This window comes from Brenneria corticis, assembly GCF_003115855.1.
Classification (GTDB): Bacteria; Pseudomonadota; Gammaproteobacteria; order Enterobacterales; family Enterobacteriaceae; genus Brenneria; species Brenneria corticis.
Genome location: NZ_KZ819075.1, coordinates 58,381 through 79,947 on the forward strand (window position 1 = coordinate 58,381; position 21,567 = coordinate 79,947).

The following is a 21,567-nucleotide window of genomic DNA, read 5'->3' on the forward strand; positions in this document are numbered from 1 at the left end:
ATTCCCGTATTACCCTGTTAGCCAGTCTTTTATTTTGTCTCTCTGATTCCCCCGATTATTTCTCTTTCTTTTTTAACCCAGAGGTTGGCAAAGCCTTTTACTGGCGTTACTCTGAGAATTCTTGCTTAATCTCTGCCATGGAACACCCTACACATGTTTGAAAATATTACTGCCGCCCCCGCCGACCCTATTCTTGGGCTGACCGATCTTTTCCGCGCCGATGAACGTCCGCATAAAATCAATCTGGGCATCGGCGTCTATAAAGATGAAACCGGTAAAACGCCGGTATTGACCAGCGTTAAAAAAGCAGAACAATTTCTGTTGGAAAACGAAATCACCAAAAACTATCTGGGCATTGACGGTTTGCCGGCATTCAGTCAATACACTCAGGAATTGCTGTTCGGGAAACAAAACGACATTATCGCCGACAAGCGGGCGCGTACCGCGCAAACCCCGGGCGGTACGGGCGGCCTGCGCGTTGCCGCTGACTTTATCGCCAAGCAGACCGCCGCGCAGCGTATCTGGATAAGCAATCCGAGCTGGCCGAACCACAAAGGCGTATTCGCCGCCGCCGGTCTTGAAGTGCGCGAATATGCTTACTACGACGCCGCCAACCATGCCCTGGACTTCGACGGACTGTTAAGCAGCCTCAATGCGGCGCAGGCCGGCGATGTGGTGCTGTTCCACGGCTGTTGTCACAACCCTACCGGCATTGACCCCACGGCCGAACAGTGGACCCAACTGGCCGAACTTTCGCTAGCAAAAGGCTGGCTGCCGCTGTTTGACTTCGCCTATCAGGGTTTTGCCCGCGGGCTGGAAGAGGATGCGGAAGGCCTGCGGATCTTTGCCGCCAGGCATAAAGAACTGATCGTTTGCAGTTCCTATTCCAAAAACTTCGGCCTGTACAATGAGCGCGTGGGCGCCTGTACGCTGGTTGCCGCCGACGCCGCGACCGCCGATAAAGCCTTCAGCCAGGTAAAGGCGACCATCCGCGCCAACTACTCCAATCCGCCGGCTCACGGCGCCACCGTGGTGGCGACCATTCTGGCTGACGATGCCCTGCGGGCCATTTGGGAACAGGAACTGACGGCGATGCGCGAACGCATTCAGCGCATGCGCCAGCTGTTTGTCAATACCTTGCAGGAGAAAGGCGCCAGGCAGGACTTCTCTTTCATTATTGACCAGAACGGCATGTTCTCATTCAGCGGACTGACTAAAGATCAGGTACTGCGCCTGCGCGATGAATTCGGCGTTTACGCGGTTAACTCCGGTCGAATCAACGTAGCGGGCATGACGCCGGAAAATATGGCGCCGCTGTGCGAAGCCATCGTCGCCGTGCTTTAATCCTCTTCTTAGCCGGGTCACCTCATATTAAAAGTGACCCGGTTCACTTCTCCCCCACCTGTTGTCTAACGTCCAACGCAACTATAGAATCGTGCTATCAAGCGGGCATATGGATATATGATATGGCATCTATCAACCAGAAAATATTGAAAGCGCTGGCGCACAAATATATATGGTGGAAATCACCGGATGAAGCTATCGCCTATCCCCAGCGGATTATTGCTCAGGTAATGAATATCGGCGACTATTCCGACGTGCAAACGTTGGTCGCTCACATCGACGACGATACGCTGAGGGATGTGATGACGCATGCGGAAGCCGGGCAGTTCAACGCGCGCTCATGGGCATACTGGCACTACCGTCTGGATTTATGCGCATTCGATCAGGTGCCGCCGCTGCCCCTACGGAGATTTGCATGAAGCCGGTTTTCAAACCTTGTATGGATATGTTGCCGCTCGCACAGCAGCGACTCTGGCCCAGTCTGAACAATGCTGCCAAGCTTGGATTCGTACTATATGGCGGCACGGCCATTGCCCTACGCTTAGGTCATCGGCAATCCGTCGATTTTGATTTTTTTTCTGACAGGCCGCTTGACCGCGAGGCGATCAGAGCGGCATTTTCATTTGCCGCTCACTCGACTACTCTGCACGATCAAGAAAATAGCTGGACGCTATTAGTACCCGATAATGAAGCCGTAGAAACGCAGTCCGTTAAAGTTTCATTTTTTGGACCAATAGGATTTGGCCGAGTGGGTAACCCTGATATTACAGACGATCGCGTATTACAGGTCGCCTCATTTAACGACCTGATGGCGACCAAAGTAAAAGTCATACTTCAACGTGCTGAAGCTAAAGATTATCGCGATATTGCGGCCATGATAAACGCGGGAGTCAGTCTTTCATATGGGCTTGCCGCCGCCAGATTGATGTTTGGCGCTAATTTTCAACCTAGCGAAAGCCTGAAAGCACTGGTTTACTTCGACGATGGCGATCTGCAATCTCTGACTTCTGCGGAAAAAAGAACGCTAGTGAACGCAGCGAAAAGCGTACGGGACCTGCCAGTGACCATGCTACTCTCCACACGGCTCACCGCCGACTGACGTAGCAGACAGCGTTTTTTTACCACACCGCCGGCTCGTCGCGAATAAACGGATTGGTTTGGCGCTCCCGGCCGAAGGTGGATATCGGCCCATGGCCTGGAATAAAGGTTACATCATCCCCCAGCGGCAGCAGTTTATTACGGATTGAGGCGATCAATGCCTGATGATCACCCTGGGGAAAATCACTGCGCCCCACGCCGCCGTTAAAGATCACATCGCCGACTTGCGCCAGACGCGACGCCGCGTCAAAGAAGACGATATGCCCGGGCGTATGACCGGGACAATGGAATACCTCCAGGGTAATATCGCCGATCTCGACCTTGTCACCCTCTTTTAACCAGCGGGAAGGCGTTAAGGCTTTACATTCATCCAGCCCGAACATTCGGCTCTGCGCCGGCAAACCCTCAAGCCAGAACGCGTCTTCGATCTGCGGACCGATAATCGGCACCTGATAATACGCGCCCAGTTCGGCGGCGGCGCCGACGTGATCCAAATGTCCGTGGGTCAGCAGGATTTGCTTAACTGTAACGCCCGCGCCGGCGACCGCCCGTTTTATCTTATCCGCATCACCGCCGGGATCGACGATGGCCGCCTCATTGGTATGCTCGCACCATAGCAATGTGCAGTTCTGGCTGAACGCCGTAACGGGGATAATTTGATATTTCATACCGCTCCAAACAACATAATAACAGCCGGACAGTTTACCAGGCGCGCACCGGACCAGTATCGATATGCACAAAGTTACTGCGCGGATAATAACCGACTCCGCCGGCGCGCATTTTCATCGCCGCTTTACGCAGGTTGGCAAGCTGGACGCCTTCGATATGGAAGTCCATCGCCTGTCCTTTGGTATGGTAGCTTTGCTTCGCCACGCCTTTACGGTGCGCGCGCAGTTTATTATTGGTATCAATGGCGCGATAGCCGGAAATCAGCTGCACTGGTTTGCTGGTTCCCAGCATAACCTGCAGGCGGTAAAGCTGATCAAATAGCTGCGGGTCGATGGTTTTGATTTTGTTCGCTCGATAATCACGGAAAAAATGGTTCAGCCGCGATAGCTCTTCTTTATTATACCGCCTGCCGTCAAAAAACTCGGCTTTAAGGCGTTCTCCGGTATTAAGATTATTAAGCGTCAAAATTCGTGGTCGGGGCGTAGATAAGGTAGCCATTGCCTGACCGGGAAGGAGCGCAATACCTAATGCCGCACCACCCAGCGCAAGCCATTTACGGCGATGATTGTCGATGTCTTCCATAGAGCGGATTACCCAGGCTAAAAGAACGGTGTAAACGGAGGCGCGGCAAACGCGCCGTCTTGCACCTTAACCGCCTATGAAAAGTGAGTCAACCCGCTTTATTCAAGGGCTTGCGGGGGATCGCAATGATTCCCCCCATGGCGGATCCTCGGTCTATTTTGTTAAATCCCGAATTTATCGATAATTATTGCAACAACAGCCCGGCCTTAGGCAGAATCTGCGCCCCTGAGCGCGCCCTGTCGTCATAATTGTAAATATCTGTGCGGAACCGCGGCCTGCCGTCATCCGCCACCCATGCGGTTAAATAATAAAGGCTTACCGGGATGCGATGCTTCATCGGCACATAGGTGGTATTACCCTGCTCCAGCGTTGAGGAGATGCGTTGATTATTCCAGCCGGTGTCCTGCAATAACATGCCGGCAAGTTCCGAGGCTTTATTGACGCGAACGCAGCCGGAACTCAACGCGCGGATATCCCGCTGAAACAGATTATGGTTCGGCGTGTCGTGCAGATAGATCGCTTCAGAATTGGGCATATTGAACTTATAGCGCCCCAGCGAGTTATTCGCCCCCGGAGCCTGACGCAGGCGATAGGGAAAACGGCCCGGCGATACCATCGACCAATCAATCATCAGCGGGTCGATGGCTTGCGCATCCTGACTCCAGTCCGCCAGAATGGTGTAGCCGTGACGCTGCAAATACCCAGGGTCCTGAATAACCTTGGGAATAATATCCTGCCGCGTCAGCGAGGTAGGCACGTTCCACGGCGGATTGACCACCACATTATACAGCGAGCTGCGCATCAGCGGCGTTTTTCGCTTCGGCTGACCGACGATAACCCGCGACGACAGCCTATGCGCGCCATCCTGATAATAAATCAGCGAGTAATCAGGAATGTTGACCATAATTCCGGTATGGACATTATCCGGCAGCAAACGCAGGCGCTGGATATTGAGCGCCAGCAGCGTGGCGCGCACCTGCGGCGAGACATTCAGCCAGTCGCGGGTGCGTTTGCCAATTACGCCGTCATCCGCCAGTCCCTGCCAATGCTGGAAACGTTTTACCGCCGCCACCAGCTCATCACTGTAAAGATTTTCCGCGGCAGAGAGCCTATCCTCAGCCAGCGGGTCATCCGCCGCTTGGCTGGCCGCCGGGGGGACCGTGGTCGCCGCCGGTTCACTAAACAGCGTGATATCCCCGCTCGGCTCCAGCATCCCGCTGCGCAGCAGAATTTCACGCAGCGCCGGAATGGCCGGGCTCGACTGCCCCGGACGTAAGCTTTCCGACAAATTCAATCTCGGCCAGGGACGATTATCCGCCAGCATCTCCTTCAGGGCCTGATGCATTTTGGCATACTGCGAATGCTGCGGTGCCAGCGATGCGACATAAGCGGCGCTACCGCCCGACTTCACCGCCTGTTGCCACTGGCCGACCACGTTGGCGGCGGGCGACTGCAAACGGTAAGGCACATTACCGTACAACCAGCTGTTGCCGTTGCGCTCGACGCCGGAAACAAACTGCAAATAGCCCAGCATGGCGTCGGATAAGACGATATCGCGCGTTAGGCCCGTTATCTGCGGATCGGTAAGCCAGGTCACCCATCTGGTAAACTGCGGCTGTACGCCGGCAATCGCCAGTTCGGCCAATTGCTGTTGCAACTGCCGCGCCGCCTGGGCGTCCGTCCACATCGGCTGCATATGATGCTGGGCATATAATGATGACAAATCGGCAAGATAGTGAAGCGTCACGCCTTTAGGCAATGCGGCCAGCAGGGTCGCTCTGCTGCTTTCCACGGCAACGTATCCCGCAGGCTGGGATTCGCCCGGCAGCACCGCGGGTAATGCCGCCAGCGCTGAAAACGAAGGTGACAGGCTACATACCCAAATACAACCAGCACTCCATAGCAGCCTCTGCGTTTTTCGTTTATCTAACAACATCCATTCATCCCCTGTACCCATTAACCACAATGCCTTCCACAGCAAGCTTTTTGTTGGCAAAAATAAAATAACCCAGCTTAAATATTGCAGAGAAAAATAATTGTGCTTTTATGTATTGATATTTGCCTTGCCGGACTAACCTATTTCATCGGTCTTACCGTCAGTATATAAAGAGAAAAATATTTTTGCTTCTATTGTCGCGCGATTATTTTACCGTCCTGACGCGTGATTCATTAATAATCCGCCGCCGCAAAAACTAAAGCCGCTTTTAAAGCGGCTCAGAGCGTTGACTAAGTAGCCATGCGTAATAACGAATCCAAATCCGTCATTCCTACAGGCGCCCGCCTTCGCGAGGAGGCATCTCGGCAGCACGCGCCGCCAGTGAAAGCAGATCCCCGCCTACTGACGCGGGGATGACCGGTGGCGGTATGGTAAAGGCTAGGAGACCGGAGCCTGATGCTCGGCGTCGCTTCCCGCAAAGCCCCGCAGCCCGACCACGTGAACATGCTCGTTGTTCTGATAAACCTTGCGCACCAGTTTATAGGTGGTTCCTTTTTCCGGACTGATATTTTCCGGCGCGGCGATGATCAACTGCATTTCCAGCCGGTCGCACAGTTCGAACAGCGTGGCGATGGATTTGGCGTCCAGACGGGCGGCTTCATCAAGGAACAGCAGGCGGCAGGGGGATATATCCTTGCCGCGCAGACGCTTCGACTCCTCTTCCCAGCTCTGGACCACCATCACCAGAATCGACATCCCGGTGCCGATCGCCTCCCCGGTGGACAAGGCGCCGCTTTCGGCCCGCAGCCAGCCGTCCGCACCGCGGTTGACCTCCACTTCCATCTCCAGGTAGTTGCGGTAGTCCAGCAGCTCCTCGCCGATGGTTTGCGGCGTGCGCTGCCCCATATCAATTTCGGGGTTCAGCCGCTGATACAGCTTCGCCAACGCCTCGGAGAAGGTCAGCCGGTTGCTGTTAAACAGATCCTGATGCACTTCCTGCTGCTCGGACAGTACGTTAAGCAAGGTGGTATGGGTCTCGCGCACATTCACATTGAGCCGCACGCTTTTCACCTGTCCGAAAGCCACGGATTGCAGCCCCTGGTTAAGCATCCGAATGCGGTTTTGCTCGCGCTGAATGGTTTTGCGAATGATATTCGCCACGCTGCGCGAACTGATGGCCAGCGTCTGCTCGCGGGCGGTCAGCTCTTCGGTCAGCCGGTTCAGCTCGATCTCCATCTGCTCGATGGCCTCCACCGGGTCGTCGGTGCGGATGATATCCTGGCGAATGCGTTCGCGCAGATGCTGATAGACGGCGATGTAGAACTGAATCTTGCGCTCCGGACGCTTGGGATCTTCGGAAAGCCGCAGCACGTCGCGCAGGTGTTCGTTATCCGCCACCGCCAGACGCAGCGCCCCCAGCGCCTTATCCGACATGGAGCGCAGTTCGTCGCCGTCCATATAGGCCAGCTCGCGGCGGTGCAAACGCCGCTCGACGCCGTTATCCTTCACCAGCCGCATCACCGCGCACCAGCCCGCTTTGGCGGTCACCACCTGCTCGCGCATCTGGTGATAATCTCGTTCCAGCTTGCGCAGTTTTTTCTGCAGGCCGTCCATTTCCGCTTCGCAGAAGGTAAGCTGTTTTTCCAGCTGGTTGCGGCGCGAACGGTTGGCGCTTAACGCCGCATGCAGTTCATCGCGGCGCTGGCGGGCGCGGGATTCGGCATCCGCATCGGCGCGCACGCCGATATCCTGCAACTCTTGCGTCAGCTCCTTCAGCATATCGAGTTTGGCGTCGTAGGCGCTTTTCAGCGAAGCCTGAACCTGGCTGAACTGCGTTAGCTGCGCCTGATGCTGGCGCAGCTGTTCACGCGCCTTGCTACGCTCGACTTCCGCCTGTTCCAGACGATGGCGCAGCTTGTCGTTAAGATCGGCGTTTTCGCCCAGCATGCCGGCGGCGTCGGTATAGCTGAAGTGGGCGCGGCGCTGCACCACCTCGGTCAAGGCAAACGCCTGCTGCTGGGCCTGACGCTGGGCGTTTTGCGCCTGGGTATAATCTTCCTGTAGCTGCTCATGCTGCTGCGGATCGCTTTGCAGCACCGCCGCCAGCGGCTCCAGTTTTGCCAGCGTGGCGCCGTGCTGCTGGATAAAACGCACCGACTCTTCGGCCTCTTCCAGCTCCGCCCGAATTTCTTCGCCGCGATCCTGCAGGCTGTCGTCGCATAACAGGCTGATACGCGGGATCAGTTTGTTAAGCTGGGCGCTGCCCTCTTTGGCCTGTTCGTACTGCTGGCGCTGCTGCTGGTTTTCACCGTCAAAATTAACGATCGCCCGTTCCAGCTCGCCGCGGCGCGAATGCAAGGCGCGAATTTCCGCTTCGGGATCTTCATCAAACGCCACGGCCAGATGCGTGCCGATAAAGCGGCTGAAAGACTGATGCAGTCGCTGTGTTTTCTGCACGTCGAACGACAGCGTGGCGTAGTGCTCCGCCAGGGTTTCACGTTCGTCGCGCAGGGCTTCGAGGCGCGCTTCCCGCGCGGCGCGGCCGAACAACGGCACCTCAGGGAAACGCGAGTAGCGCCACTGGCGATCGGCGACTTTAACCACCACCGCCTTTTCCAGCTCCTCGACGGCGAACACGCTGTCGTCGAACGACTGCGGGTCGCCCTCAATCAGATAGAGATCTTCCGGACAATCCTCCAGCCCCGCCAGCTGTTCGCGCACCAGAGAAAGATCGGCGACCACGATTCCATGGCGGGAAGGACCGTACAGCGCCGAGAAGTAAGGCGCATCGTCCAGCGTTACGTCATCATAGATTTCCGACAGCAATACGCCGCCAAAACGCTCCGCCAGCGCATTCAGCCGCGGGTCTTCCGAACCGCCGGGCTGGCTGAGGCGCTCAATCTGCGCTTCAATATGCCGTTTGCGGGCGGCGAGATCGTCACGCTCAACCGTCGTTTCCCGCTCGCGCTCCAGCAGTTGCTGCATATATTCCGTAATCTGCCGGCTGTCTTCAAAGGTTTCGCCGCTCTGTTCGCTCAACTGCGTCAGCGCTTCCTGCGCCGCCAGCCAGACCGGCGCGCGCGCCGTCAACTGCTGAATACGCTGCTGAACCTGCTCCAGCTCCTGACGCAGCGCCATACGGCGCTCTCCGGCCTCCGCCACCAGCGCCGAGAGCGACTCGATGCGAGCCTCTAGCTCCTGCTGCAGCGACTCCAGATCTTCCGGCTGATAATCCTCCCCGCTGCGCTTACAGAAATCCTGCAACAGCCGCTCGGCGTCCTGCTGTTCGCGCAGGCGCTGCTCCACTTCCGCCAGGCGCATACGCAGCGGCTGCACCCGCTCGGCCTGATAGCGCTGCGACGAACTGTCGCGCAGCAGATCGCGCGCCACCTGCCAGGCGTCGCCGCGGCTGACCGCGCCGGCAATGCGCGTCACCAGCTGATAGGCTTGCTCAAACTGGCCGTGGGCCGCATCGGCGACGCTCAGCTTCTGCTCCAGCATCAGCAGAACGTCGGTGGTTTCCTGCGCTTTCGCCTGATAGCTTTCCAGCCACTCATGGGCGTTGTCGGCGGTCAGATCCGGCAGCTGGCATAAAGCCCGGGCGCGCTCCAGGGCCTGCTGCGCCTGCTGATACTGAATGGCGCGGGTTTGCTGAACGTCCAGCGCCTGCTGGTAGTCGGCCAGCTGGCTTTTCAGCTCATCCACTTCCAGCTCCGCGGCGTCGGCCCGCGCTTCGTTTTCCGCCTGCTGCTCGCGCGCCTCTTCAACGACCTCGTTCTGCTCTTCGAGCCGATAGCTCAGCTCTTCCAGATCGGCGTTGTAACGCTCGATTTTTTCCTGCTGGCGCATGGCCGTCTGCACCAGGTTCAGGTGGTCGCTGGCGGCCTGGTAATCCGTCTCCAGATCCCCTTCCGCGCCGCTTTGCTCTTCCAGCTCGCGCGCCATTTCCACATGACGATATTGCTCGCCGGACAGCTGCTTGCGGCCGCCGAACAGCTCGCGGCGCAGGTCCAGCGCGCTATCCAGATGAATACGCCGCTCGTTGGCATGGCGCATATAGTCCGCCGCCACATAAGAAGTGGCTTCGGAGATCAAATGCTTGAACAGATCGCGATCGGACTGGGTGACGCGGATCGCCTCCAGCGTCATGCGGTTCTCACGCAGCGCCGCTTCCATATCCTGGAAAGCCTTGCGCACCCCGCTGTTTTCCGGCAGCAGATAATCACGCAGCGAGCGGGTAATGGCGCTGGAGATGCCGCCATACAGCGACGCTTCAATCAGCCGGTAGAACTTGCTGCGATCGGCCGCCGAGCGCAGGCGGCGCGGAACCACGCCCAGGTCGAACATCAGCGAATGGTAGTCGGTGATGGAGTTGAACTGTTTGAACTGCACCCCTTCCATCTCCTCCACCCGCTCTTTCAACTCCGCCAGCGAAAGCACCCGGGCCTGACGGTCGCCCACCGTCTGGGTGAGAAGCTGCGTCGGCTGCATGGCGGTAGGCAGCCCCTGAATGGTGAAGGGTTTGATATCCACCTTGCGGTCGCGCCCGGCGACCTGTTGCAGGCGAACGCCCACCAGTACGCGCTGATGGCGGGAATTGACCACGTCCAGGGTGGAGTAGCACACCCCGGCGCGCAGCTTGCCGTGCAGGCCTTTATCCCGCGAACCGCTGGTGGCTCCGGCCTCGGTGGTGTTGCGGAAATGCAGCAGCGTCAGATCGGGGATCAGCGCCGTAATAAATGCCGCCATGGTGGTGGATTTGCCGGCGCCGTTTCCGCCGGACAAGGTGGTGACCAGCTCATCCAGATCGAAGGTGCGGGCGAAAAAACCATTCCAGTTAACCAACGTCAGCGAGCGAAATTTACCGCGTTCAATCATTCCTGTTCATCCTCAGCACTCTCTGGCGGGGTATCGTCGGTGCGATCGTTTTCATCACTTTCATCCTTCAGCGACAGACTGCCCTCAACGGGCATCGCCTCGCCGTCGCGAATCATCCGCAGTTGCGCTTCGCGGGCATCGTCGCCGCTGCGCACGTCGGCGCCGAAGCGGAATACGGCTTCGGTAATACGAAATTTGCTGCTGTCGCTGCCCATAAAGTAAATCATTCCCAGGCGACGCAGCCGGTTAAGCGAAGTGCGCACTTTTTCCTGCAGTTTCTGCCGGTCCAGATCGGAACCGGTCGAACGCTGGTTAACCAGCTTCAGCAGTTTGTTTTCATCCGCCAGGCCGAGCAACTCTTCGTACAGCTCCTGCTGGCTGAAGATGCCTTCATGGGCAAGGCGCTCCGGGCTGAGGTACAGATAGCAGAGAATTTTCCCCACCATCATATCCAGCTCGGACAAAACCGAACGGGGGATCAGCGTGGTGGAGCGCGGACGCAGGTAGAAGAAACCCTCCGGCGCCCGGATCAGCTCTACGTTGTAGCGGCTGTAAAACTCCTCCAGCTGTTGTTGAAAATCCATCAGAAAGGCGTGATTTTCCAGCTCTTCCATGCCGATATGACGGCCCGCGCGCAGTTGGCTGTCCAGCGCGGGAAATAACGTATTCGACAGCGCGGTCGCCAGCCTGGCCGGCATGATTTGTTCAATATTTGTCGATGACATGGGCCTGTACCTTGGCTCCGTAATCATTGATTACCTGCCATAGGGCGGGCAATCCGGTGAAATCTGATTCGGCCACACCCAGACGAACCGCCTGGTCGACCACGATTCGGGCAACGTCAAAGTGCCGGGAGCGAGGATACTGCGCCAGATAGTCGCGCATCACCTCGCCCAGATTCAGCGGTATTCGTTGCTCTTTGTATCTATGCAGCGCCTGTTCCACCACCGCTATCAGCTGCTCGCGCAGCTCGCTGAACTCTTCATATTCCAGTTCCGGCGGCAGTTCCCCGGTAACCTCGTCGCTGCGCAGCGCCAGCTCCTCATCGCGCATATCCAGCAGGCGATCGGCGTTGGCGAAGGTCAATGCCCAGGGGGCGTCGAAATAGTGCTGCACCGACTGGCGCAGCCGTTGTGAAAACACCCGGTTTTTATCCATATCGATGGCGGTACGGATAAATTTATGCACGTGGCGATCGTAGCCGATCCATAAATCGATGGTTTGCTGGCCCCAGCTGACGATGCGGTCGAGTTTGCTTTGCAGGTCGAATACCAGCTTGTCGACGAATTCCAGATTGTGGGGGTTGTGCAGAATCGCATCCTGGATACTCAGCAGGCTGGCCTGCAGCTTGTCGCCGGCGGCCTCCAGCGTATCCTGCAATTCGCGCAGGGTGTCCGAGGTTTCGGTCAACAGCTGTTCGCAGCTGACGATCGCCGCGCGCCAATCCTGATTCAGCAGGGCGGCGATATCGTCTTTTACCCCCTGCTGCTGTTCATCCATCACCCGCTGGGAGAGATCGATGCTGTCGAAAATTTCCGCCACCGAATATTTCAGCGGCGCAAAGACGTTGCGGTGCCAGTGAAACTCATCACCGCCCTCTTCCGCCGCGTCCGCCGCGCGTTTCAGCTCCTGGGCCACAATCGAGAGCTGCATGGAAAGACGCAGCGTCGAGAACTCGCGCTGGCGAATATAGTAATCCGTAATACCGATGCCCAGCGGCGTCAGGCGATAGATGGCATTGCCGTCCGCCAGTTCGCTGATAAACCGGTTGAGCAGGCGCTGGCGCACCAGATCGTTAATCGCATTATTGGCGCGCACGCTGATGGTTTCATTGGTTTGATCAAATCCCTGACTGACGTGGCGAAAGGCATCCACCAGTTCGCCTTCGCTCATTTCACCGTCCATGCGCTCACCGTTTAGCGTCGCTATCGCCAGCAAAAAAGCCAGACGCTCGGTGGGAAGGGAAAGGGAAAAATCATTTTTTCGTGCCCAGGCGACCAGTTCGGGTACAGTCTGGGAAAAATCACTCATAATGCATCCTTCAAATGGTTTTTTTGCGCCATGACATGGATATAACGCCCCAGACTCACAAAGGGTTCCTGCCGGCAATAACGCTGTTCCAACTCAAGAATCTCGGCAAAATTATCATTCTGTTGCTGCTTATTCTGCAAATAGTCATGAAACACCCGGACGCCCGTTTTACCAAGGATGGCGAGCCCCATCTCATCAAGCCAGCCATACACCTGCTGCGGATCCAGCGGATGATCGGGCGACAGCGACCGCCGTTTACGCTTCGGCATACCGGCCTGCACGTAGGCGAAATTACCCAATACCATGTTACGCATCAACAGGCCATGCCGGTTGTAGAACATCAGGGATAACACGCCGCCCGGCGCCAGACAATCATACAGTATATCAAGCGCCTGCCGAGGTTGCGCCACCCATTCCAGCACCGCGTGAAACAATATCAGATCGGCGGGCCGAGACATATATTGTCCGATATCCTGCGCGGCGCCGTGGACGAAACGCATGTTGTGGATCACTCCTTGCGCGGCGGCGGCATCTTTGGCGCGCTGAATCATCTCATCTGACAGATCGCACAACAAGACCTGATGTCCTAAAGCGGCCAGGCGACAGGCCATCTGCCCCTCCCCGCCGCCCGCATCCAGCACGTTTAACGGCCCGTCGGGAAGCTGCGCCAGCAGACCGCTGAGATCCTGCCATAATACCGCCTGTCGCAGTTTACCCTTGGTGGTGCCATAAATATTCTGGGCGAACTTTTCAGCAATGTCGTTAAAATTGCGATCCTGCATCGGTCGAAGATTCCGCGTCATGATAGTTACGGCGAGTGAAAAAGGCCTGGCAATCCAGCGCGCCGGGATTTGTTAAACTGCTATTCTGGCACAGGCTGGCTTAGAATAAATCGTCTTGCCCCAGGATATTTTCCCGGATGCGGTTTTTTCACCCAAAAGGAACATGATTTTATGTTGTTCATAGCAAAAAAACTTATTGGCGGCCTGTTGCAGCCCCTTCCGCTGCTGCTGTTACTGATGGGCGTCGGTCTGTTGCTGTTGTGGTGCACGCGCTGGCAGCGCGGCGGCAAGACGCTGATTCTGCTGAGCTGGCTCACGCTGGTATTAATTAGCGTTCAGCCCGTCGCCGATCGCCTGTTATTGCCGTTGGAAAAACACTATCCGACCTGGCAGCCGGGGCGCATTCATGCGAACTATATTGTGGTGCTGGGCGGAGGATACACCTATAACCCGCACTGGGCGCCGAGCTCCAACCTTATCGGCAACAGCCTGCCGCGCGTTACCGAGGGAGTGCGGCTTTATCACGCCAATCCGGGCGCCAAAATGATTTTCACCGGCGCGGCGGCGCAGGGCAACCCGGTGAGCAGCGCGAAAACCGCGGCGCTGGTGGCCGAAAGCCTGGGCGTCCCGGCCGGGGATATTTTGATACTGGACACGCCGCGGGATACGGAAGAAGAAGCCGCCGGCAGCGCAAATATCATCGGCAAACAGCCGTTTTTGCTGGTGACATCGGCGAATCATTTACCCCGCGCCATGCGTTTCTTCCAGGCGCAGGGGCTGAACCCCATTCCCGCGCCCGCCAATCAGATGGCGATTACCTCGGCGCTGAATCCGTGGGAGAAGGTATTTCCGTCGGCCTATTACCTGTCGCACAGCGAACGGGCCTGGTACGAAACGTTGGGACGCCTGTGGCAACGTCTGAAAGGCGGCGCCCCGGCGCCGGACGCGGCCGCCGGATAAACCCGGACGGGAGCGCTATTCCAGCCAGGGAGACAGCTCGCGCGACGCGGTGTCGAACAGCCGGCGATCCAGCTGCCCGGTATGAATATAGCGCGAGACCGCTTCCCAGATAACGTACAGCCAGCGGCGATAAACAAACGACTCTGCCACCGGCGCCTTATTGAGATAGCGATAGAGCAGCTGTTCCGGCATCCCCGATTCGCACAGCCGCAGCAGTTCGTACTCTCTGGGCGCCCAGAGCATCATGCCCGGATTGATCATCGCCAGCAGCTGATCGCTGCGCGCATCTTTCAGCATGCTGCGCAACGAGAGGTTGCCGTGCATCAGCACGCAGCTATCGTTGAGGTCATCGAATAACGCCGGCAAACACTGACGGGAACGGTACAGCAGGCTGCGATCCTGTTGGGTCAACAGCGGCGCGTTGACATTAAGCAGCGTGGCCCACAGGACTTCCAGCCGTTGCCGATACCAGCTAAACCAGTCGTTTTCCTGGGTGCTGTCGACGGAACCGACGCAGCCGTGGCTGTCGATGCGGTGCCAGGCCAGCACGCTCTCCACGATTTGATCCATCAGCAGCGTCCAGCGTTGCGCCGTGCGGCAAGGCGCCTCGACGGAAACCCCGCGCAGGCGCTCGATCAGCAACAGCTCTTTATAGGGCGCCTGCTGGGTAATCACCAAACCGTATACCGTCGGCAGCCGGACATCCCCTTCGCGCGCCAGCATGGAAAGCTTGTAGGCCTCCTGCTGCGCCACGCCCTGGCAGACGTAGCCTTTGGCCAGCAGGGGAATGGCGTGCCCTTCTTTATCATACAGCGCATAGAGATGGGCGTAGGGTTGTTCGCTTACGCACTCCAGCCGGCTCAGGTTTTCCCCCAATACGGTGCTTAATTCAGCTTTCAACTGTTCCATAAACGGCTAACCTCGGCAGAGCAGGATCGCTCCGCATGCCATCATGCGGTCAGCGAATGACAATTTCTTCAATACAGATCAAAGATAGGATAGATCGGCCGCGGCTCGGCAGCGCCGCGGCCCGACGGATGCCGTCGATTCAGCCGCCCGCCATCGCGATGCGCACCCGGGCCAGATCTTCCGGGGTATCGACGCCCACGCTGGGAACGGATTTCGCCACCGCGACGTGGATTTTTTCGCCGTACCACAACACCCGAAGCTGCTCCAGCAGCTCGATTTGCTCCAACTGGCTGGGCGCCCAGCTGACATAGCGGCGCACAAAACCCGCCCGATAGGCGTAGATGCCGATGTGGCGTAAAAAGTGGTCGCCGATGCTCTCTTTCGAGCGGCTAAAACGCTCGCGTTCCCAGGGGATCGGCGCGCGGGAAAAGTAGAGCGCATAGCCTTCGGCATCCGTCACCACTTTAACCGCGTTGGGATTGAACGCCTCTTCGCTGCTGTCAATCGGCACCGCCAGCGTGGCCATGCCGGCCCGGCAGGCGGCCAGATTCTCCGCCACCTGACGAACGATCACCGGCGGAATCAACGGTTCGTCGCCCTGTACGTTGACAATGATTTCGTCATCGGAAAAACCATAGCGTTCAATCACTTCGGCCAGGCGTTCGGTACCGGAATGGTGATCCGGACTGGTGAGGCAAACCTCCCCGCCCGACTTGCGCACCGCCGCCTCGACGTCGGGGTGATCGGTGGCCACAATAACCCGCCGGGCACCCGACTCCTGCGCGCGCTCCATCACATGCACCACCATCGGCTTACCGTTGATATCCGCCAGCGGCTTACCCGGCAAGCGGCTGGAAGCAAAGCGAGCCGGGATAATAACGTTGAAATTCATTGTGTGATCTCGTCAGCCCCTAAGGTACGCGCCTCGTGATCCAGCAATACCGGAATGCCGTCGCGCACCGGATAGGCCAGCCCGTCAACCTTGCAGATCAGTTCCTGTTTTTCTTTATTGAAGTATAACCGTCCGTTACATACCGGACAGGCGACTATTTCCAGCAAGCGGTGATCCATGCTTCCTCCATCAAGAAACCATTATTTAGGGTAGAACTAATTAATTGTCACCGGCGACTGGCCAGCAACGTCTCCAATCGGTCGAGCAGCCGGGCGGCCGCCGGTTCCGCCAGCGTGGCGTCCACCGGCAGATACCACCAGTTGCGGCGGGCAAACGCCCGGCACTTGACCGCATCCTTTTCCGTCATCAGCAAGGGCTGTCTTTCATCATCGGTCAGCGGTTGCAGTTGCTCCAACCGGTAGCCTTGATGATCGGCAAACGCCACCTCGCGCGAAATAGTTACCCCGGCATCACGTAGCGTAGCAAAAAAACGCTGCGGGTGACCGATGCCCGCCATCGCCACCGCGTTCTGCAACTGATTGACCGGGCGTTTTTCCCCGGAAGCCAGATTGACCGCCATGCCGGCCGTCAGCCGCATGGCGATCTCGCCGGGATGCGCGCCGCCGCCATTGACGATAACCGCATCCACCGTGCGCAGGCGGCTTTCCCGCTCGCGCATCGGGCCGGCGGGCAGCCACCAGCCGTTGCCAAAGCGCCGCACGCCGTCAACCACCACCAGCTCGATATCGCGGGCCAGCGCGTAATGCTGCAAGCCGTCGTCGGTGATCACCACATCCAGCGGATAGCGCGCCAGCAGGGCCTCCACCGCCAGGCGACGTTTGGGCGCCACCGCCACCGGCGCGCCGGTGCGTTGATAAATCAGCACCGGTTCATCGCCGGCCTGGCCGGTGGTGACGTTATCATCCACCACCAGCGGATAGTGTTGCGATCTGCCGCCGTAACCGCGGGACACCACGCCGGCCCGCAGCCCTTTACGCCGTAACTGCTCCACCAGCCAGATAACCACCGGGGTTTTGCCGTTTCCCCCCGCCGTCAGATTTCCCACCACCACCACCGGCACCGGCGCTCGCCAGCTTTTACGCCATCCCCGGCGATAACTTTGGCGGATCAGAAAAGCGATCAGCCCGTAGAGCAGCGACAAGGGGATTAACAGCCGGTAAAGCGGCGAGCGTCCCGACCAGATGCGCTCAATCATTCGCCGAACTGCATTTTATGTAATTGGCAGTAGGCGCCGTTCTTCGCCAACAGCGCGGCATGTTCGCCACGCTCGATAATGCGCCCGTCTTCAACCACCAGAATCTCATCGGCTTTCTCAATGGTGGAGAGCCGATGGGCGATGACCAGCGCGGTGCGATCTCGCTGCAACTCATCCAGCGCCGCCTGAATCGCCCGTTCCGACTCGGTATCCAGCGCCGAGGTCGCCTCATCCAATACCAGAATAGGACAGTCGCGCAGCAATGCGCGGGCGATGGCGATACGCTGACGCTGCCCGCCGGAAAGCAGGACGCCATTTTCGCCGATCATGGTGTCCAGCCCGTTCTCCATCTTGCTGATGAAATCCATGGCGTGGGCCATTTGCGCCGCGCGCTCCACCTCTTCCCGGCTATAGCGATCGCTGCAGGCGTAGGCGATATTATTGGCGATGGTGTCATTGAACAGGTGTACATTCTGCGACACCAGCGCCACCTGGTTACGCAGGGATGACAGCTTGTATTCCCGCAGGTCATGCCCGTCCAGCAGAATTTCGCCGGACTGGATGTCATAAAAGCGGGTGATCAGATTGGCGATGGTGGATTTGCCCGATCCCGAGCGGCCGACCAGCGCCACGGTTTTGCCGGGCGGAATATGCAGGCTGACATTTTTCAGCGCCAGGTTTTCTCTTCCCGCATAGGCGAAATCCACGTTACGGAATTCAAGATCCCCCTTTGCCCGCTCGATCTCCAGCGTGCCGGTATCTTTTTCCTGCTCCATATCCAGAATGGCGAACAGCGTCTGACAGGCCGCCATGCCGCGCTGGAACTGGGCGTTGACGTTGGTCAGCGACTTTAACGGCCGCATCAGCGCAATCATGGAGGAGAAGACCACGGTAATCGTCCCCGCGGTCAGGGTATCCATCACGCTGGGGAAACTGGCGGCGTACAGCACAAAGGCCAGCGCCAGTGAAGCGATCAACTGGATGATGGGATCGGAAATGGAGGAGGCGGAGACCAGTTTCATCCCCTGCTGGCGCATGCGGTTGCTGACCTTGTTGAAACGCTGCACCTCCACATCCTGACCGCCGAAAATCAGCACTTCCTTATGCCCTTTCAACATCTGCTCCGCGCTGGTGGTCACCAGCCCCATCGTATCCTGCATATTTTTGCTGATATTACGGAAACGTTTAGAGACCAGCCGGATAGCTATCGAGACAATCGGCGCAATCACAATCAGGATCAGCGACAGCTGCCAGCTGTAATAGAACATCAGGATAAAGAGGCCGATTATCGATGCCCCTTCCCTGACCACGGTGATTAAGGCGTTCGACGACGAGGCGGCAACCTGTTCGGAGTCGTAGGTAATACGGGACAACAGCGTACCGGTGGACTGCTGGTCGAAAAAGGTCACCGGCATGCCCATAATGTGGCTGAACAGGCGGCGACGCATGCCCATGACCACTTTACCCGACACCCAGGCCACGCAGTAACTTGAAACGAAACCCGAGGCGCCGCGCATCAGCATCAGCCCGATGACCACCAGCGGCATCCATACCAGAACGGAACGATCGGCTTTACCAAATCCTTCATCCAGCAGGGGCTTAAGCAGAGACAGCATTAACGTGTCGCCGGCGGCATTAATCACCAGCGCGATCGCGGCTACAATCAGCCCCGCTTTAAAAGGAGAGATCATCGGCCATAGGCGACGAAACGTCTGCCAGGTGGAGAGATCTTTATCATTCAGCATGCAATAAACCTGAGCCAGAAAGAAATAGCCGCCTATTTTACTCATTATCCCGCCATACGCCAAACCACCGATGATACCAACGCGGCGATATTTGCTCTCTAAAGCGCAGTATGTGCCATGAATCGTTGAAAAAACGCGCGCTCAGTTGCCCGGAGGTCGCCGTATCGAACCAGCTATGGCCATGCCGGCGATAACGTTTCACCACCCTGGCGGCAGGGAGCCGCCAGGGGTTATAGCGGGCGACGGAGGCGGCGGCGCGCGGCGCGTCGACCGCCCGGATAAAAGGCGCAGTGGAGGAAGTGCCGCTGCCGTGATGGGGAATTTGTAACAAATCCGCAGCCAGTTCATTTCTTTGCCATTTTATCAGCGCCCGCTCCGCCTCGGTTTCAATATCCCCGGTTAATAACACGCGGTATTTGCCGTCATCGACGCGCACCACGCAGGAGTCGTTATTCTCCGCCCGCGCCACCTGGGATGGCGGCCACAGTACGGTAAAAGTCAGCCCCTGCCAGCGCCAGCCGACGCCCCGTCGGCACGGCAGATGCCCCGCCTGGCGGAACGAGCTGTAAATTTCCGCCTGCGGGTACGCCGCTTTTAGCGACGCCAGTCCGCCGACGTGGTCCATATGGCTATGGCTGAGAATGATTTTTTCCGCCGCCAGCCCGCGCCAGCGCAGATAAGGCAGTATTTCCCTGGTCGCCATGTCGCCGCCGTCCCAGCGGTTGCCGGTATCGTACAGCACCGCTTTTCCGTTGCGCTCAATCACCACCGCCAGCCCGTGACCGACGTCCAGCATATCGACGCGCCAGTTCGGCTCGCCAGTTTTTAGGCGCGATGCCGCCAGCAGCACGATCAGCGTCACCACGCCGGCCGGATAATATCGCCACCAGGCAAAACGCCAGATCGCCACGCTCAGCCATCCGGCCACGCTGCCGATAAGCAGCGTGGCGTCCAGATTCACCCAACCCGCCTCCATGGCGGTCAGCGGCATAAATACCGCCCGCAGAGACAGATCCGCCAGCCACCACAGCCAGTAATTCAGCGCGGTGAGATACATCGTCGGCAGCGCCAGTAGCACCAAAGGCGTGGTGATAAAGGATACGATTGGCACCGCCCACAGATTTGCCGGCAGCGACGTCAGGCTGACGCCGTGAAATATGCTCAGTTGCAGCGGCATCAACAGCAGCGTGATCCCGGCTTGCAAATGCAGCCAGCGTAGCCACAGCCAGCCGAACCCGCTCCGGCACCGTCGGGGTAACGGCGCCCACTGAAACCAGAAAATCAGCGACGCCACCGCCAGGCAGGAGAGCCAGAAGCTGTCGGACAGCACGCTGAGCGGATCGCCCACCAGAATAAGCGCCACGCACCACAGCCATACCTGCCAGGGTGAACAGAGTACGCCGCGCAGGCGCAGCGCAATCCACACGCTTAGCGCCAATGCGGCTCGCACCGCCGGCGGATTTCCGCCGGCCAGCCACACGTATCCCCACGCCACCATCCCGCCCGCCACTAAGGGAAACCGGTAACCAATCCACCGCGCGGGCAAAAGATATTGCACGCCCCGCGCCGCGCCCCAGCCAAATAGCGCGGCCAGCGCAATATGCAGCCCGGAAATGGCCATCAGGTGCATGGTGCCGGTTTTTTGCAGCGTGATTTTTGTCTCGGGGCCGACGGTTTTCATTTCGCCAAAAGTCAGCGCCAGTAAAATAGCGCGCCACGGCAGCGTGACGACCTGTTGCTCCGCCTGGGAAATAATGCGCTGGCGCAGATCGCAGGATGCCTCTATCGCCTGCGCCGAGACGATTTTCCCGGCCAGCGGCTGGCGTTTCGCTATCGCCCATCGTTGGCTGTCGAATCCCCCCTGATTCAGGCGACTGTGGACCGGGCGAAAACGGGCGGCGACCGACCAGCGCTGGCCGCCGCACCAGTCGCGCATACTATGTGACAACGTCACCTGGGCGTAAAGCGGCGGAAATACCCGGCGCTGATTGATTTTTTCCACTCTCACCACCGCCCGCGGTTCATCTAATTCGGCGAAGCGGATGCTGGTGATGGTTACCACGGCGCTCACCGTACGCTGGGTCGCCTGCTCGATCTGTTGCAATAATATTTGTGCCGTCAACCCCGCCCAGCAAAAGCTGAAAAGCGTAATCGCCGTTATCCGCAACGGATAGCCCCGGCTTTTCAGCGCCGTTATCACCGCCAGGAGTGCCCCGCCGTATAGCAGCGCGCGGGGAGGAATTTGCGGCAGGATCAGCAAGGGTAAAATACCGAGGATCGCCGCCATCGCGAGGGTGCTTACGGATAGTCTGCTCATCATCCCGCCGGCCTGGCGCTATTGCTTGGAGCAGGAATATTGCTACATCATCGTCCTGCCGCGCAGCTCAAAAACCAATGTGCGGAACGGGGCGCGCAGGCAATGTTATCCGTTGCAGAAAATTACATCCAGCATCGGGCGCTTATCCGGCTTTGGGCGATAAAACGCCTCGCCGGCAACGGCGTAAATGAGTGAAGATGGGGGGTAA

At 58.2% G+C, this 21,567-nt stretch carries 17 protein-coding genes; 4 read left to right on the forward strand and 13 right to left on the reverse strand.

What is annotated here, in order from left to right:
- Positions 1-153: 153 nt before the first annotated feature.
- From DDT56_RS06940 to DDT56_RS06950, 3 genes are all read left to right on the forward strand, one after another.
- Positions 154-1,344, forward strand: coding sequence for an amino acid aminotransferase (locus tag DDT56_RS06940; protein WP_136165749.1), 1,191 nt, complete (start codon positions 154-156; stop codon positions 1,342-1,344).
- 122 nt (positions 1,345-1,466) lie between these two features.
- Positions 1,467-1,763 (forward strand): hypothetical protein, encoded by a 297-nt coding sequence (locus DDT56_RS06945; RefSeq protein ID WP_136165750.1) that lies wholly within the window; start codon positions 1,467-1,469, stop codon positions 1,761-1,763.
- On the forward strand, positions 1,760-2,443 hold the full coding sequence (locus tag DDT56_RS06950; RefSeq protein ID WP_136165751.1) for a nucleotidyl transferase AbiEii/AbiGii toxin family protein: 684 nt from the start codon (positions 1,760-1,762) through the stop codon (positions 2,441-2,443). The genes DDT56_RS06945 and DDT56_RS06950 overlap by 4 nt, the downstream gene beginning before the upstream one ends.
- 19 nt (positions 2,444-2,462) lie before the next feature.
- Here DDT56_RS06950 and DDT56_RS06955 read toward each other — a convergent pair whose 3' ends face one another.
- The 7 genes from DDT56_RS06955 to cmoM form a co-directional block, all read right to left on the reverse strand.
- Positions 2,463-3,110, reverse strand: coding sequence for an MBL fold metallo-hydrolase (locus DDT56_RS06955; protein WP_136165752.1), 648 nt, complete (start codon positions 3,108-3,110; stop codon positions 2,463-2,465).
- 34 nt (positions 3,111-3,144) lie between these two features.
- Positions 3,145-3,693 carry a peptidoglycan L,D-endopeptidase MepK gene (gene mepK / locus DDT56_RS06960; protein WP_136165753.1) on the reverse strand — a complete coding sequence of 183 codons (549 nt, stop codon included), beginning with the start codon at positions 3,691-3,693 and terminating at the stop codon, positions 3,145-3,147.
- Positions 3,694-3,877: 184 nt separating this feature from the next.
- Positions 3,878-5,629, reverse strand: a complete 1,752-nt coding sequence (gene ldtD / locus DDT56_RS06965) for a L,D-transpeptidase (protein WP_136165754.1) — start codon at positions 5,627-5,629, stop codon at positions 3,878-3,880.
- A gap of 438 nt (positions 5,630-6,067) precedes the next feature.
- On the reverse strand, positions 6,068-10,507 hold the full coding sequence (gene mukB, locus DDT56_RS06970; RefSeq protein WP_136165755.1) for a chromosome partition protein MukB: 4,440 nt from the start codon (positions 10,505-10,507) through the stop codon (positions 6,068-6,070).
- Complete coding sequence (gene mukE, locus DDT56_RS06975; RefSeq protein WP_136165756.1) at positions 10,504-11,232, reverse strand: chromosome partition protein MukE; 729 nt, start codon at positions 11,230-11,232, stop codon at positions 10,504-10,506. Before mukE ends, mukB begins: the two co-directional genes overlap by 4 nt.
- Positions 11,213-12,538, reverse strand: a complete 1,326-nt coding sequence (gene mukF, locus DDT56_RS06980) for a chromosome partition protein MukF (protein ID WP_136165757.1) — start codon at positions 12,536-12,538, stop codon at positions 11,213-11,215. The genes mukE and mukF overlap by 20 nt, the downstream gene beginning before the upstream one ends.
- Positions 12,535-13,320, reverse strand: coding sequence for a tRNA uridine 5-oxyacetic acid(34) methyltransferase CmoM (gene cmoM, locus DDT56_RS06985; protein ID WP_136165758.1), 786 nt, complete (start codon positions 13,318-13,320; stop codon positions 12,535-12,537). The genes mukF and cmoM overlap by 4 nt, the downstream gene beginning before the upstream one ends.
- A gap of 171 nt (positions 13,321-13,491) precedes the next feature.
- Here cmoM and elyC point away from each other — a divergent pair, with 171 nt between their 5' ends.
- The gene (gene elyC, locus DDT56_RS06990; RefSeq protein WP_136165759.1) at positions 13,492-14,280 is read left to right on the forward strand and encodes an envelope biogenesis factor ElyC; all 789 of its coding nucleotides are present in this window, start codon (positions 13,492-13,494) and stop codon (positions 14,278-14,280) included.
- A gap of 15 nt (positions 14,281-14,295) precedes the next feature.
- On the opposite strand, the gene DDT56_RS06995 is transcribed toward elyC, so the two are convergent.
- The 6 genes from DDT56_RS06995 to DDT56_RS07020 all read right to left on the reverse strand — a co-directional run bounded on the left by DDT56_RS06995 (position 14,296) and on the right by DDT56_RS07020 (position 21,362).
- The gene (locus DDT56_RS06995) at positions 14,296-15,189 is read right to left on the reverse strand and encodes a YcbJ family phosphotransferase (protein ID WP_136165760.1); all 894 of its coding nucleotides are present in this window, start codon (positions 15,187-15,189) and stop codon (positions 14,296-14,298) included.
- Positions 15,190-15,328: 139 nt separating this feature from the next.
- Positions 15,329-16,081: a 3-deoxy-manno-octulosonate cytidylyltransferase gene (gene kdsB, locus DDT56_RS07000; protein WP_136165761.1), complete on the reverse strand. Its 753-nt coding sequence runs from the start codon at positions 16,079-16,081 to the stop codon at positions 15,329-15,331.
- Positions 16,078-16,260 carry a Trm112 family protein gene (locus DDT56_RS07005; RefSeq protein WP_009113194.1) on the reverse strand — a complete coding sequence of 61 codons (183 nt, stop codon included), beginning with the start codon at positions 16,258-16,260 and terminating at the stop codon, positions 16,078-16,080. The genes kdsB and DDT56_RS07005 overlap by 4 nt, the downstream gene beginning before the upstream one ends.
- A gap of 47 nt (positions 16,261-16,307) precedes the next feature.
- A complete protein-coding gene (gene lpxK, locus DDT56_RS07010) occupies positions 16,308-17,297 on the reverse strand; it encodes a tetraacyldisaccharide 4'-kinase (protein ID WP_136165762.1) in 990 nt (329 codons plus the stop codon).
- Positions 17,294-19,042, reverse strand: a complete 1,749-nt coding sequence (gene msbA, locus DDT56_RS07015) for a lipid A ABC transporter ATP-binding protein/permease MsbA (protein WP_136165934.1) — start codon at positions 19,040-19,042, stop codon at positions 17,294-17,296. The genes lpxK and msbA overlap by 4 nt, the downstream gene beginning before the upstream one ends.
- A 37-nt stretch (positions 19,043-19,079) precedes the next feature.
- Positions 19,080-21,362 (reverse strand): ComEC family protein, encoded by a 2,283-nt coding sequence (locus DDT56_RS07020; protein WP_136165763.1) that lies wholly within the window; start codon positions 21,360-21,362, stop codon positions 19,080-19,082.
- Positions 21,363-21,567 lie beyond the last annotated feature (205 nt).